Annotated in this window: 10 protein-coding genes and 1 riboswitch; of the genes, 3 read left to right on the forward strand and 7 right to left on the reverse strand. The window is 50.1% G+C overall.

The genetic code is table 11. The annotated features are described in order from the left end of the window. Positions 1–57: 57 nt before the first annotated feature. From dprA to PQG83_RS16110, 7 genes are all read right to left on the reverse strand, one after another. Positions 58–1,194 (reverse strand): DNA-processing protein DprA, encoded by a 1,137-nt coding sequence (dprA, locus tag PQG83_RS16080; protein ID WP_312743162.1) that lies wholly within the window; start codon positions 1,192–1,194, stop codon positions 58–60. Positions 1,195–1,436: 242 nt separating this feature from the next. Further along, positions 1,437–2,990 (reverse strand): Rne/Rng family ribonuclease, encoded by a 1,554-nt coding sequence (locus PQG83_RS16085; protein WP_312743165.1) that lies wholly within the window; start codon positions 2,988–2,990, stop codon positions 1,437–1,439. 328 nt (positions 2,991–3,318) lie between these two features. After that, positions 3,319–4,443, reverse strand: a complete 1,125-nt coding sequence (rodA, locus tag PQG83_RS16090) for a rod shape-determining protein RodA (RefSeq protein ID WP_312743169.1) — start codon at positions 4,441–4,443, stop codon at positions 3,319–3,321. 41 nt (positions 4,444–4,484) lie between these two features. Next, positions 4,485–6,317: a penicillin-binding protein 2 gene (gene mrdA / locus PQG83_RS16095; protein ID WP_312743171.1), complete on the reverse strand. Its 1,833-nt coding sequence runs from the start codon at positions 6,315–6,317 to the stop codon at positions 4,485–4,487. A gap of 10 nt (positions 6,318–6,327) precedes the next feature. Then, positions 6,328–6,837, reverse strand: a complete 510-nt coding sequence (gene mreD, locus PQG83_RS16100; protein ID WP_312743173.1) for a rod shape-determining protein MreD — start codon at positions 6,835–6,837, stop codon at positions 6,328–6,330. A gap of 9 nt (positions 6,838–6,846) precedes the next feature. Further along, complete coding sequence (gene mreC / locus PQG83_RS16105; RefSeq protein ID WP_312743176.1) at positions 6,847–7,602, reverse strand: rod shape-determining protein MreC; 756 nt, start codon at positions 7,600–7,602, stop codon at positions 6,847–6,849. A 142-nt stretch (positions 7,603–7,744) separates the two neighbouring features. Further along, the gene (locus PQG83_RS16110; protein WP_376753394.1) at positions 7,745–8,788 is read right to left on the reverse strand and encodes a rod shape-determining protein; all 1,044 of its coding nucleotides are present in this window, start codon (positions 8,786–8,788) and stop codon (positions 7,745–7,747) included. A gap of 410 nt (positions 8,789–9,198) precedes the next feature. Between PQG83_RS16110 and leuC the strand changes: the two genes are divergently transcribed. From leuC to PQG83_RS16125, 3 genes are all read left to right on the forward strand, one after another. Next, positions 9,199–10,605, forward strand: coding sequence for a 3-isopropylmalate dehydratase large subunit (gene leuC / locus PQG83_RS16115; protein ID WP_312743179.1), 1,407 nt, complete (start codon positions 9,199–9,201; stop codon positions 10,603–10,605). 69 nt (positions 10,606–10,674) lie between these two features. Beyond that, complete coding sequence (leuD, locus tag PQG83_RS16120; protein WP_312743182.1) at positions 10,675–11,310, forward strand: 3-isopropylmalate dehydratase small subunit; 636 nt, start codon at positions 10,675–10,677, stop codon at positions 11,308–11,310. A gap of 246 nt (positions 11,311–11,556) precedes the next feature. After that, complete coding sequence (locus PQG83_RS16125) at positions 11,557–13,551, forward strand: monovalent cation:proton antiporter family protein (RefSeq protein WP_312743185.1); 1,995 nt, start codon at positions 11,557–11,559, stop codon at positions 13,549–13,551. 478 nt (positions 13,552–14,029) lie between these two features. Beyond that, positions 14,030–14,106: riboswitch (cyclic di-GMP riboswitch) on the forward strand. The last annotated feature ends 6 nt before the right edge of the window (positions 14,107–14,112 follow it).

A 14,112-nucleotide genomic window follows, 5' to 3' on the forward strand; every position in this document is an offset into this window, starting at 1 on the left:
TGAAAGTCATGAATTATACACGAGCACATTTCCCACAGGGGAAGGATGTATTGCGTACTATCGTTTGCTCATCCGGAGATATTGCAGCCCCGGTATCTGCTTTATAAGCCCTTTGATCTCCAAAGACAAGAGAATGCTCATGACTTCAGATGGTGCATAGGTGCATTGAGTGATTAAATCATCTAGGGAAACAGGTTCAAGTGAAAGACAATCAAGTAGACGTTGTTCCTCTGCCCCTAGTGAAGGCGCGGAAGAATAAGGCTGAAGCGCGCCTTGTTGCTTCTCGAGTTGCTCCCGGAAGGAGGGTTCTAACATAGGAAGAATTTCTTCCACAACATCAAAGGAACTTTCGACTAATTTGGCTCCCTCTTTAATAAGGCGGTGAGGGCCGCGAGTCAACGTATTAGTGACATTTCCCGGTACGGCAAAGACTTCACGGTTTTGCTCTAGGGCCATCCGAGCGGTAATGAGGGACCCACTGCGCGAGGTGGCTTCCGCGACGATCACACCAAGGGAGAGTCCACTAATGATCCGATTACGTTGAGGAAAATGGTAAGAATGTGGAGGGGTTCCCATGGGAAATTCCGAGAGAACGGCTCCCTGCTGTTCAATGCGTTGTCGTAGCGGACCGTGCTCAGGCGGATAGGTGACGTCTATGCCGCATCCCAGAACCGCCAGGGTTCTCCCGGATGTGGCGAGTGCCCCTTCGTGGGCCGCGGCATCAATTCCTCTGGCCAGGCCACTCACAATCGTAAAGCCCAGTGCAGCTAAATCGCCGCTCAGTTGTCGGGTGAATGTCCGCCCGATGTGCGAGCCTTTTCTTGAACCGACTATGGCAAGGGCCTGTTGATCACGCTCTTGGAGCTGGCCTGTATACCAGAGGACCGGAGGAGGATCCGTAATGGTTTTTAATCTGGGCGGATAGTGAGCGTCTACGAATGTCACGATAGAGTATCGCCCATCTTGCACGGCCTGCAATTCTTTGGCAATGTGATCTTGTGCTTCAACAGGTATGGGTTGATGGAGGGCACTGGCCAATGATGGAGAAATTTCACCTATTGATACGAGTGTGTGGGCGTTTAAGGAACGAATGGCTTCTGGTGAGCCGAACCTGTTGATGAGTCTGGTGTAAGTAACAGGGCCAAGTCCTTTGACTGTCAGAAGTTCCAACCAGCCTTGCAGGGGTGAATTCATCCAGATCCTTTGTGAGGAAGGCGAATACGAGTCCGGAGATCATCGTGAAATGGTCTGCCTGTATGGCTCTCCATCCAGAAAACGTTCCAGAATGGACTCCGAAGTGTAAAGACCTCCTGATCTATCGAGCGTTGAAGGAAAGAGCTGGGTCCCCATTCCTTTCTGTTCCTGGAGACAAGTGTTACGGATAAGGAGGCAGGATCGTGGAGGACATCGTTCATGATTCAATTGTTCTCTCGTGGTTAGGATGCGGTCCGGGATTCGGCGCGTGACGTCAATTTTCCCACCACGACGATGTCATATTGCTCAAGGTGGAGTAACGGATCCGCCTCAAATGATATTGGTTGTTGAAATTCCTGCTCGAGTTGTTCAATGCTACTGTGTTCGGTTTCGAAAATGAGCTCAATGACTTTGGGGTTGGCACCGACCACAATTTGTTGTGGTTGTCCACGAGTCATTCCGATGCGCCGGATATCCCGAAAGATTTCATACGCCACCGTCATGGTGGATTTGGTGTATCCTCTCCCCTCACAATCACCACAAATTTCCGACAACGTCCGTAACAGATCTTCGCGGACACGTTCACGGGAAATTTCGATGAGCCCAAGATCAGAAATGCGGGAGATACGTGTTTGAGCCTTATCCCCCGCTAGGGCATCCAGGGTGGCCTGATACACCTTTTCACGGTTCCGTTCCCGTTCCATGTCAATGAAATCAATGATGATAATGCCCCCAATGCCTCGTAATTTAATCTGATAGCCGATTTCCTTTGCGGCTTCCAGATTGTTTTTTAAAATGGTTTCTTCCTGGTCGCGTTTTCCTACAAATCGGCCCGTATTAACGTCCACCACCGTCATGGCCTCTGTGTGGTCAATGACAATGTGTCCTCCGGACTTTAGCCAGACTTTCCGACTCAGGGCTCTGGTAATTTCCAATTCGATCCCCAAGTGATCGAATAACCCTTCCTGCTTCTTGTCATAGAAATGAACGCGCGCTGCTTGTTCCGGAAGATAGCGACGGACAAAATCTTTCACTTCCTCAAAATCCGCTTTGGCGTCAATTAATAGTCGATCGACTTTTTTGGTAAATAGGTCTCGTACCACACGGAGCGGGAGGGACAGATCCGTATGCAAAAGGGATGGAGCAGGTTGGCTGTTGGCGGCTTTGAGCGTGTCTTCCCATAACGCGCTCAGGAATCTGACGTCTGTTTGCAAATCCTCTTCTGGTACATCTTCGCACACGGTCCTGACAATGTATCCATATTCGGGTTTCCGGATGCGCCGCATGAGGTCTTTCAGCCGATGACGTTCTTCGTCGTTCGTAATTCTTCGGGACACGCCAATATGGTCGACATTGGGCATGAGTACTAAAAATCGCCCGGGAAGGGAGACATATGTGGTAATCCGAGGTCCCTTAGTGCCGATGGGGCCTTTGGAAATTTGAACCAAAAGTTCTTGTCCTTCTGTCAACAGGTTTTCGATGGGACGTGCTGTTTGGCGTCGAGGGCGCGGCACCTCCTGACTGCGTTCATCCTCTTCACTGTCCACAAGAGTGTCCCCCGGTTCGGTTCCGACCGATAGATCAGATACGTGGATGAACGCGGCCCGATCCAGCCCGATATCGACAAAGGCCGCTTGCATACCTGGCAGAACTTTAATGACCTTCCCTTTATAAATGTCCCCCACAAAATCTTTTTTTCTTGGACGGTCGACATACAATTCTGTGACGACACGATTGTCGAGCACGGCAACCCGTGTTTCTTCACGAGTGACACTAATCGCAATTTCTACTCCCATAGTGATCTCCCTACATTCTCAGAAGGGACCTGAAGCTATTCTGCGTCAACATTCTTGGTGAAGAGATGTCGCTGATGTGGCTGAGCCAATTGGTTGGATCTGCCTGTCAAAATCTGCAATAGCTTTGTGCCCATTCTGTCAATAATTGTAAATGAATATTATTATGGAACCATTTGAGGATGGTTCTGTGTGCCTACTTCCTTGTTCCGCAAGTATGTGCAAAAATCCACGGCTCTGGGACTTTTCTGATTCAAATTCTCCGTTGTTTTTCTCTTTGTGCGAATACCTGGCCCACGCTATCAAAATCCATCCATAGGGTACATGATACCTAAAGGAGTGACAGACGTCTCCGTTTCACGTTGAGCAAGAGTCCCAGAGCGGTGAGATTCACAACCATGGCGCTGCCTCCATAGCTCATTAGAGGAAGAGGAATGCCCACAACGGGGGCCAGCCCGGATGTCATGCCAATATTGACGACAACTCCAAAGGCTATCATGGTGACTACTCCGACAGCCAAGAGAGTCCCGACAATATCTTTGGCTTTTAACGCGATTTCTAATCCCATCAAAAATAAAAGAATATATAGGGAAAGTAAAACTATTGACCCAATAAAGCCCCATTCCTCTGCGAATACCGCAAACACAAAATCGGTGTGGCCCTCAGGAAGAAATTTAAATTGGGTTTGCGTTCCCCCATATAATCCCTTTCCCAGTAATTGGCCTGAACCGATGGCGATGCGCGATTGAAGCCCGTGATACCCTTTGCCCCCCGGATCAGAATTGGGATCAACAAAGCTGAGAATCCGATCCTGTTGGTACTCGTGAAGGGAGCCCCAGACCCCGCCCCAGGCAAAGGGGAACAACATTAGGGCTGCCAAAATCACAAACCCAAAGGCCTTGGATTTCATGCCCACCGTGAGAATCACCACAAGAAAAATAGCCAGAAAGCCCAAGCTACTTCCCAGATCAGGTTGTTTGAGGATGAGTAAAAATCCTGGAAGTACGATCAGTCCGGGTATGATCAATCGATGAACCCAGCCTTTACGGGTGGTTGCCCCATAGTAGGCTGCCAGCATGAGTAACAATGGAATCTTAATGAATTCTGAGGGCTGGACCGCAAAGGGGCCGAGAGGAATCCATCGTTGAGAGCCCCGACTGGTTTTCCCGGCGATTAACACGATGATAAGTAAGATCAGTCCGATCCCATAGAGCAGATATGACAGACGGGCAAGCTTGTGATAGTCAATACCCACCGCGACCAGAAAGGCTAAGGAGCCGACCACCATCCATGTGGCCTGCTTGAGATAAATAGGGAATCCGGTCGTCGACTGAGGATTGGTCACGCTATAAATGGATAGGATGCCCATAGAGATAATTGCCATAATGACACCCAGGAAACACCAATCGAAGGTATCCAGTCCGCGGCGATTCACATTGTCGTTCATTAATGACATGAGATGCGTTGTTCTCCATCCTTAAGAGTGCGGATTCCTTATCAAAGAGAGGGCTCCTGGGTGGTCTCAAAACCCATATAGGCTTCGATGAGTGTCTTGGCCAAGGGGGCGGACGCTGAGCCTCCATGCCCCATGTGTTCAACTAATACCGCCACGGCAATCTTCGGGTGTTCTACCGGAGCAAAGGCCACAAACCACGCATGGTCTCGGAATTCTTTTTGAGGCTCCTTGTTTTTGTCCTTGTCTCCATCCGGTTTCAGGGCGACAACTTGCGCCGTTCCAGTCTTGCCTGCAATGCTCACGAATTCTGATTGTGCCAGTCTGGCTGTACCCTTCGTGACGACTGCCGCCAATCCTTCCTTGATATGGGCAAACGTTTGGAGAGGAATGGCCAATTGTCGAATGGGTGGCTCCGGCTTTTCTTTGAGTGTGCCGGTTCGCCGAATTCGAGAGGCTTTGAGCAGGCGGGGTTGGACCACCCGTCCATTGGTTGCGACGATGGCGGCAACTTTGGCCATCTGAATGGGAGTCACGGTTAAAAATCCTTGTCCAATAGAAATGGAAATGGTTTCGCCAGGATACCATGGTTCCCGTTTGACCCTTTTTTTCCATTCCGAGGACGGAACAAGGCCCGACCGTTCGGAAGGCAGCGCAATGCCGGTTTTTTCACCTAATCCGAATTGGCGGGCATAGGTGGCGATGGGATCAATGCCCAATTGATGGCCGGCTTTGTAAAAGTAGACATCGCACGATTCCGCGATGGCTTTGGTTAAGTCGACCTGACCGTGGCCTCCCGCCTTCCAATCACGAAAGGCCCGTCTTCCAAAGGGAAAGGTTCCATGGCAGGGGATCATTTCCTGTGCGCTGAGGGTTTGAGTCTCCAAGAGGGCCGCGGCCATAATGATTTTAAATACCGACCCTGGAGGATATTGGCCTTGAATGGCGCGATTGGTGAGAGGGTGGCGTGTATCTTTGAGAAATCGTTGCCAGTCCTTGGCACTAATCCCTCCCGAAACATCATTGGGGTTGAACCCGGGTTTACTCGCAAGAGCCAGAACGTCTCCATTCCAGGGGTCCAGGGCAACAATGGCCCCCGCTTCCTCCCCCAGAAGGTCCTCTGCGAGGCGCTGAAGTCGAATATCCAGCGTCAGGTACAAGTCATCCCCGGCCAGGGGACGTCGAACAGAGAGAGACCGTTTTGGATACCCCAGCGCATCGACTTCAATCACTTCCTCTCCGGTTTCTCCAAGAAGATATTCATCAAATGTCCGCTCCACTCCATTTTGTCCGATGATGCGTCCTCCCTGAAGATGAGAAAATTCCGGGTCCTTAAGCTGTGATTCGGAAATTTCACCCACGTAGCCCAGGACGTGCGAGGCGTAGGTGTTAAGTGGATAGTGACGCTGATATTCAGGCTGAATCACCACACCGGGAATTTCAAGCCGGTGCGATTCTATGAGTGCGGCCTCTTTCAGCGTAATGTCGGCTTTGATCTTGACTCGGCCTCTTCGGCTTCTTATTGAAAGTTTATTGGAAATCTCTTGTTGGTCAATATCTACGTAATGAGGTAACTGAGCTAAAAGGGCCTCACGGTCCTGTATGTCTTCCAACGAAACATAGAGTTGGAAGCTGGGGATATTATTGGCGAGGAGTTCTCCGTTCCGATCATACAGAAGTCCTCGAGCCGGTTCTAAGACAATGGATCGAGTGCGATTGTCGCGGGCAAGTTCTTGATAGTGCAATCCGTCTCGAACCTGTAATTGCCAAAGGCGTAATCCCAGCAACACCAATAGCATCAGAAAGCCAATCTTGACGAATATTAACCGATTTTGAATATCGGCAAGTTCATTAGCCTGGCGGGAAGAATCCAACATTGTGCGGGTCTTATCGTGGTCCCCGTCCTAAGTGTACCATACTCAGCGATGGGCCAATGCACTTAATAACCCAGAACATCCCTAAGGTCAGGAGGCTATTATAGAGTCCTTGCGGAAGAAGTCCGGAGGAGAGGGCGTGAAAAAGGATCGGGGCATTTACAACCGGATATGCCACAACGAGAGAGGCCAGTCCGCATCCTAACGACAGGGCAAAGCTGACAAGCAAAATTGCGGGACTGGTGACGGTCGAAAACGTGTGAGTTGTAACGCCGGCCAGGGCTCCCGCGAGTCCCTTTAAGATCATATTGAGCCCAATACCGCCAGGACTGAATAAATCTTGGAAAAGTCCCACCGTGAGTCCGATCCTGAGTCCTTTGTATTCTCCTGAATAAAATCCCATTACACAGGCTAGAATGAAACATAGGTCGGGGTAAATCCCTTTGGCGGATAGAATTGTGCTAAAGGTGGCTTGAGCCAGCACCACTCCGAAGCATAAAAGGATGTCAAGAAAAATAGTCACGAGATTCCATTAGGGAGCAGGAGAGGCAATCGGTTTTGGTAATGATGAAGGGAGGGCAGGCTGAAACGAGGTAATCACGAGGACTGCTTCCAGTTTGGAAAAATCGACAATTGGATCAATTTCACCCAATTGAAATAAGTCGGTATCAGCTTTAGTGACTTGTTGAATCCGGCCAATTTGGAGCCCACGGGGAAAATCATCCGTTAATCCAGATGTAACCACTTGATCTCCTGGTTGGACAGGCGATAGTGGAGGCAGATATTTCATATGAATGGTTCCTTGAGGGGTTCCCTGTACCAGACCCTCATCCCGGCTTTTTTGAATCATCCCGGTAATTGCAACGTTGGGGTCGGAAAGCAGAAGCACGACGGCCGTTGTGGGGTTTACTCGTACGACACGTCCTACTACTCCGGCATCGGTGATGACTCCCATTTCCGGATGAATACCGTCTAGGTTGCCTTTATTGATGATCATCGCCCGATACCAATTGGACACGTTCCGGCCGATGATTCGAGCCAAAAGGGTCGTCATGGGTGTGGTTTGCTGATATGCCAGCAGTTGATGGGATTGCATGGCAATGATGGCTTGTTCTCGAAGAAAATTCTGCTCACCTTGTAAGCGCTGAACTTCCTGTTTTAGCTGTTGATTTTCTTCCCACACATTCTGTAAGGCGATGTAGTGGTCCCACGCGTGACTGATAGAATCCTGTATCGAGGCGACAACATGAAGGGGGACTTCCAGAATTCGTGCGAAAGGCCCGCCCACATGACTCAACCATTCCTGAGATTGTCGCGGCAGAAATAGGAGGAGGGCGAGGAATAGAATGAAGATAACTCCTAGAACTCGCCGGATACTTGTGGATATGGGAAAATTTGGCTCTGATCGAGGCATGCAAATTGAGGGAAGCTCAGGGATTCAGCCTGGAATGCGAGGAAATTTTCCGAAGGAGGCTGAATTCCTCAAGAGTTTTCCCTACTCCCAAGACAACCGAGGTGAGGGGGTCATCGACCGTGACAATGGGCAAAGAGGTTTCTTCACGTAGTCGATTATCCAGCCCTTGAAGCATCGATCCGCCTCCGGTCAGCACGATCCCCCGGTCAATAATATCCCCTGCCAATTCAGGCGGAGTGTTTTCCAAGGCCAGACGGATGGCTCGGATGATGGTGGTGAGGCAATCTTGTAACGCTTCTCGTATTTCATTGTCGTCAACGAGGATCGTTCTGGGGATGCCGGACACCACATCTCGCCCTTTGACGGCCATTTGCTTTTTTTCCGGCAGAGGATAGGCTGAGCCGATTTCCATCTTGATGCGTTCTGCCATATGTTCGCCGATTAACAAGCTGTATTCCCGCTTGAGATAGCTTGTGATTGCTCCATCTAGTTGATCGCCTGCGATACGGACCGATTCACTGTAGACAATGCCTCCCAGGGAAATCACGGCGATGTCGGTGGTGCCTCCTCCGATATCGACGACCATGTTGCCGGAAGGCTCGGTAATCGGCAATCCTGCTCCAATGGCAGCGGCCACCGGTTCCTCAATAAGATACACTTCACGGGCACCAGCGAGCTCAGCTGATTCCTTGACGGCACGTTGTTCGACTTGCGTGATCCTGGATGGGACACCAATAATGATGCGTGGCCTGAGGAGAGTTCCCCCGCGATGAACTTTTTGGATAAAGTGGCGTAACATGTGTTCCGTCATGTCAAAATCAGCAATAACGCCTTCTCGCATGGGACGAATGGCGGTGAGATTGCCCGGGGTTCGACCGATCATTCGCTTGGCTTCTTCCCCAACCGCGAGAAGTTTTTTGGAATTTGTCTCAACTGTCACGACGGAAGGTTCGTTCAGGACAATCCCTTTCCCCTTGATATAAATTAAGGTAGAAGAGGTTCCCAGATCGATGGCCATGTCTTGGGAAAAATGGCTAATACAATAATTGAATATACCCATATGAAGTGTTGAGACCTATTAATTTCAGAGGGTGGGCGACAATAGCGGAATCGGAATCAGGATTGTTAGAGTCTTTCTGCGCCCCAGGGGAAATAGATAACCTTTGCCACTTTATGGGTGTATCGACGTTTGGTCGTTGTTCGCGATTGGCCGGAAACCACTTAAATCTGGTTCTTGGCTGGATGAATCGTTGTCAGCACTCACTTATTTCCACCTAAGTAGTTAACAGGTGGAGCCATAAGTTTGGATTGTCCCCTGTCGCAGGCGAAAGTATATCAGAAGTCTTAAAAGACCACAAAGAAAAGGCGAGATGAATACAACCCTGGAAAAAACTCTTTCTGGCTCTTGCCAGAAGGGGATGAATGTAGATAATTAGAGTCCGAAAATTTTCAAAAAGAAGGATACATTCCATGGCAAGCAAAACATTGTTTGAAAAGATTTGGGAGCAACATGTGGTTCGTGAAGAACCAGATGGAACTACCTTATTATATATTGACCGACATTTGGTGCATGAAGTGACCTCTCCTCAAGCCTTTGAAGGGCTTCGGTTGGCCGGAAGAAGGCCACGACGTCCAACCGCGGCGCTTGCTGTTCCCGATCACAATGTTCCAACCACCGACCGGTCGCAGGGCATTGCCGATCCCATGAGTGCCTTGCAAATTTCAACCTTGGAAGGCAATTGTGCAGAATTCGGAATCACCTATTATGGGATGGAAGATATTCGGCAAGGCATTGTTCATGTGATCGGACCTGAGCAAGGGTTGACGCTACCAGGGATGACCATTGTGTGTGGAGATTCTCATACCTCCACTCATGGGGCATTTGGCGCCTTGGCGTTTGGCATTGGGACCTCAGAGGTCGAGCATGTGCTGGCGACCCAATGTTTGGTACAGAAACGACCAAAAACTATGGAAATTCGTGTGGAGGGTGCCCTTCCTGACTATTGTTCTTCCAAAGATGTGATTCTGGCGATTATCGGGCAAATTGGTATTGGTGGTGGAAATGGCTATGTCGTGGAATATACGGGTTCGGTGATCCGATCGTTTTCAATGGAGGGCCGGATGACCCTTTGCAACATGTCTATTGAAGCGGGAGCCCGCGCTGGTCTAGTCAGTCCAGACGAATCGACGGTCGCTTACGTGAAGAGCCGACCCCTCAGTCCGAAAGGAGCACTGTTCCAACAGGCGAAGTCGGATTGGCTGAATTTGAAAACCGACCCTGGAGCCAGTTTTGATAAGGTTGTTGAGCTGCGAGGGGAAGATGTTTCTCCTCAAGTGACTTGGGGGACCAATCCGGGAATGGTGACTGATGTGAATGGCCATGTGCCCGATCCGGGATCCATTGCGGATGAAAAATTGCGGTTGGCCACAGAACGGGCATTAGCGTATATGGGGTTGCCAGCGGGCATCCCTATTTGTGACATCCGGGTCGATCGAGTCTTCATCGGGTCCTGCACAAACTCACGAATTGAGGATTTACGGGTGGCGGCTCGATATGTCAAAGGAAAGCGCGTCGCTCAAAGCGTCAAGGCTATGGTGGTCCCAGGGTCAGGGTTAGTCAAACATCAAGCGGAAGAGGAAGGGTTGGATCGGATTTTTCGCGAGGCGGGTTTTGAATGGCGCGAACCGGGGTGCAGTATGTGCCTCGCCATGAATGCGGACGTGCTCACACCGGGAGAACGATGTGCCTCAACCAGTAATCGAAACTTTGAGGGTCGTCAGGGTAAGGGCGGACGGACGCACTTAGTCTCACCTGCCATGGCTGCTGCTGCTGCGGTTGAAGGACATTTTGTGGATATTCGTGATTGGAAGATGTGAGATGAATGAGGGAATTCTTTTGTCTTCAGGATGGCCATTACTTCCTTTAGCAGAATACGGGAGATAGATATGCAAGCGTTTACTATATTGACCGGAACAGTCGCTCCGTTAAATCGGGGTAATGTTGATACGGATCAAATCATCCCGAAGCAATATTTGAAAACGATCCATCGCACCGGCCTCAAAGAGGGATTGTTTGCCGATTGGCGGCGACGTGCAGATGGGACTCCGGATCCTGAATTTTTTGTCAACCAACCGCGCTATCAATCGGCCACAATTCTGTTGACCCGTGAAAATTTCGGGTGTGGATCTTCAAGAGAACATGCTCCATGGGCCTTGTTGGACTATGGCATTCGTTGTATTCTGGCTCCGAGTTTTGCCGATATTTTTTACAATAATTGTTTCCAGAATGGGATTCTCCCTGTCGAACTTCCAGGAGAATCCATCCAAACATTATTTGACCGGGTAGCCCATACTGATCAATATCACGTCACAGTCGACTTGGCTCAGCAGGTGGTCACCCTTCCTCAAGGGGAGACGTATTCGTTCACCTTGGATCCATTTCGCAAAGATTGCTTGTTAAAGGGATTAGACGGAATTGGGCTCACGCTTCAACACGAATCTGCCATTGCCGCTTATGAAAAACGCAGGGCTCAGGAGGCTCCCTGGCTCTTTCAGGATTGTTCGTCTTCAGACACTTTGTGATAGTTTCTTGATCTTCTCGACTGATCGGGATGGGCCTGGAAGGACCCATCTCGATTCTCCTTCCGATCCGATCCGGACTAGCTTTGGCTCATGCCCATTGAATGGGGCTCAGGGAATGGTAGACATTATCCTCAATCGGAGGGATGATGGGTCCTCGAGGCCATCCCCGGCTCCCTTTTCCTGTTCTCGTATATTGCTGGAAATACCCTGAATGGTTGTCATTGCCCAAAGCCGCACCTCCGAAAGATGAGTGAAGTCCACATCCTACGGGATGTCCTCATTATTTTTTCTATTTCCGTTCTGGTTGTTTTTGTTTTTCAAAAACTCCGGCTACCGGCGGTTGCGGGATTTTTAGTTTCTGGCACCCTAGTGGGGCCTTACGGCCTGAACCTCATTTCCGATCTCCACCAAGTCGAAACGCTCGCCGAAATCGGCGTCGTGTTGTTGTTGTTTACCATAGGCTTGGAAACTTCTCTTTCACGCATACGGGCTTCCAGAAGGCTCTTATGGGTTGGTGGTCCCCTGCAAATTTTGAGCATGCTGAGTGCTGTAGCACTGGGGGGTTGGTTTCTGGATCGATCATGGGAAGAATCGGTGTTCTGGGGACTGTTGTTGTCATTGAGCAGCACCGCCATTGTCCTCAAGATTTTAGGGGATCGAGGCGAAATTGATGCGCTGCATGGGCAGGCGACCATGGCAATTCTTATTTTCCAGGATTTAGCCGTCGTGGCGATGATTTTGCTGACGCCGGTATTGGGACCCGGTTCCCATGATGATCCACGTATCATTGTCGAAACACTCCTGAAATCCGTCATGGTCGTGGGGTTGATCGTGTTGGCTGCTCGGGTTCTTGTCCCTCATGTTCTTCACCTTATTGTGGGGACTCGAAGTCGAGAGTTATTTCTCCTGTCGATTATTGTATTGGGGCTGGGAACGGCTTGGTTGACTTCCCTTGCGGGGTTGTCATTGGCTCTTGGCGCATTTATCGCGGGGCTGGTGATTTCTGAATCGGAATATAGTCATCAGGCACTGGCCGAAGTCATTCCTTTTCGGGATAGTTTTAACAGTTTATTTTTTGTCTCAGTGGGGATGTTAATGAATCCCTCGGTCATCGCGGAATTTCCCATGCTGGTGATGGGATTGTTGGTGCTTGTCGTGTTAGGCAAGTTCCTTACAGGAACCGGAGCGGTATTCCTTGCTGGAGTTCCTGTTTCTTCTGCATTATTAACGGGGGTGGCATTAGCGCAGGTGGGAGAATTTGCTTTTATTCTTGCACGGGTGGGTCAGGGAGAAGGATTATTGGATACGCATGCCTATAATATATTTCTTGCAGTATCGGTGTTGTCCATGACAATTACGCCATTTTTGATTCAATGGGCTCCCCGTCTGGCTAGACGGACCGAGGCCCTTGACCGCCTGAAACATTGGTTCCCTCGACGTCAGGTCAATGCGTTGCAAAGTACCAGGATTAAAACCAGAGACCATGTCATTATCGTGGGTTATGGCTTAAATGGCAGGAATCTTGCCAGGGTTTTAGGTGATATGGAGATTCCATTTGTGGTGCTGGACGTCAATCCTGATGTCGTGCAGGCTGATAAAAAAGGACCAGGCACCATGCTCTATGGGGATGGGACAAATCCCAGAGTGTTGACTCAAGCCGGAATCATAATGGCGCGAGTTCTCGTGGTAGCTACCTCGGACCCTTTTGGCGCGCGCCGAATTGTTCAACAAGCACGACAACTGAACCCCTCTCTTCATATTGTCGTACGAACACGATACTTAAAGGAATTGCAGGACCTCCAAGAACTAGGAGCCAATGATGTCGTTCCGGAAGAATTCGAAACATCAATTGAGATTTTTGCCTTAGTTCTTCGTACCTATCAGACGCCGAAGGACAGGATTCAAGATAAAGTTGAACAAATTCGTCGTGAGGGGTATCTCCTGCTCCGGAGAGGGGAGCTACCTGAGTTAGCTCACCATCTGCGTGGCGGAACATTGGCTGATGTGCAAGTCGATACCTGCCGGGTGGAATACGACTCTCCCGCTTTGGGGAAGCCATTGACCCAGCTGAATATCCATGGACGGACAGGCGCATCGGTGATTGCGATTACACGGGGTGGCGTGACGCAATCCAATCCTTCTCGCGAAACCATTCTGGAGCCAGGTGATGTCCTCGTCCTTCTTGGTGCGCGTGAGCAAATCCGTAAGGCCATTGCCCTGCTCGTGGATGTCAAAATGTGAAAGGCTTGGTCTCCCCCAGGCCTGATTGGACGGCGGGTGAGCCCTTATGGTCACTTCCTCCACACAATCATTCCGTCCACTGACCATGGTTTTTGTTCTTCAGGCGTAGAACGTGGCTGGCGTGAACGTCTTCGTATGTTCCGTCTGGGTTTTCGTTGAAGGAATGCTTCGCCAACGGATCTTTGCGTGTTCCAAACCAGAGGGCCTCGTCCAACAAAGTTCGAGCCTTCACGCCTTGCGCACGTCTCGAGGATGTGGACGAAGACCCGTCAAACGGGCCGTGCAAGAACGATCATGATTGGACGGCAAGTGCCAGAAGAATTCTCCAACCTCCCCTGCCTGGGTCATGCTTAAAGGCTTTTGGGGATCCACCGATAAAGCCCGTGAAGTCAAGAAAGTCCGTGTCTTCTCACATTCAAGAGCGAGTTTGGATCATTCGAACGAAGATGGCATAACACAGCGTAAACGAGTGGCCTCTTTCCGATAAAGGCAAACCCATTGTGAAGTGGGGACGCAAAGCCACGGGTCAGAATTTCTGATAGCCGGGTTACCGAAGAAAGG

This window comes from Candidatus Nitrospira neomarina (genome assembly GCF_032051675.1).
Lineage (GTDB): Bacteria > Nitrospirota > Nitrospiria > Nitrospirales > UBA8639 > Nitrospira_E > Nitrospira_E neomarina.

What these genes read in the sequence shown, in the direction of transcription:
- dprA (WP_312743162.1), bottom strand. Translation starts at nt 1,194, where the DNA reads ATGAATTCACCCCTGCAAGGCTGGTTGGAACTTCTGACAGTCAAAGGA.
- PQG83_RS16085 (WP_312743165.1), bottom strand. Translation starts at nt 2,990, where the DNA reads ATGGGAGTAGAAATTGCGATTAGTGTCACTCGTGAAGAAACACGGGTT.
- rodA (WP_312743169.1), bottom strand. Translation starts at nt 4,443, where the DNA reads ATGTCATTAATGAACGACAATGTGAATCGCCGCGGACTGGATACCTTC.
- mrdA (WP_312743171.1), bottom strand. Translation starts at nt 6,317, where the DNA reads ATGTTGGATTCTTCCCGCCAGGCTAATGAACTTGCCGATATTCAAAAT.
- PQG83_RS16110 (WP_376753394.1), bottom strand. Translation starts at nt 8,788, where the DNA reads ATGGGTATATTCAATTATTGTATTAGCCATTTTTCCCAAGACATGGCC.
- leuC (WP_312743179.1), top strand. Translation starts at nt 9,199, where the DNA reads ATGGCAAGCAAAACATTGTTTGAAAAGATTTGGGAGCAACATGTGGTT.
- leuD (WP_312743182.1), top strand. Translation starts at nt 10,675, where the DNA reads ATGCAAGCGTTTACTATATTGACCGGAACAGTCGCTCCGTTAAATCGG.
- PQG83_RS16125 (WP_312743185.1), top strand. Translation starts at nt 11,557, where the DNA reads ATGAGTGAAGTCCACATCCTACGGGATGTCCTCATTATTTTTTCTATT.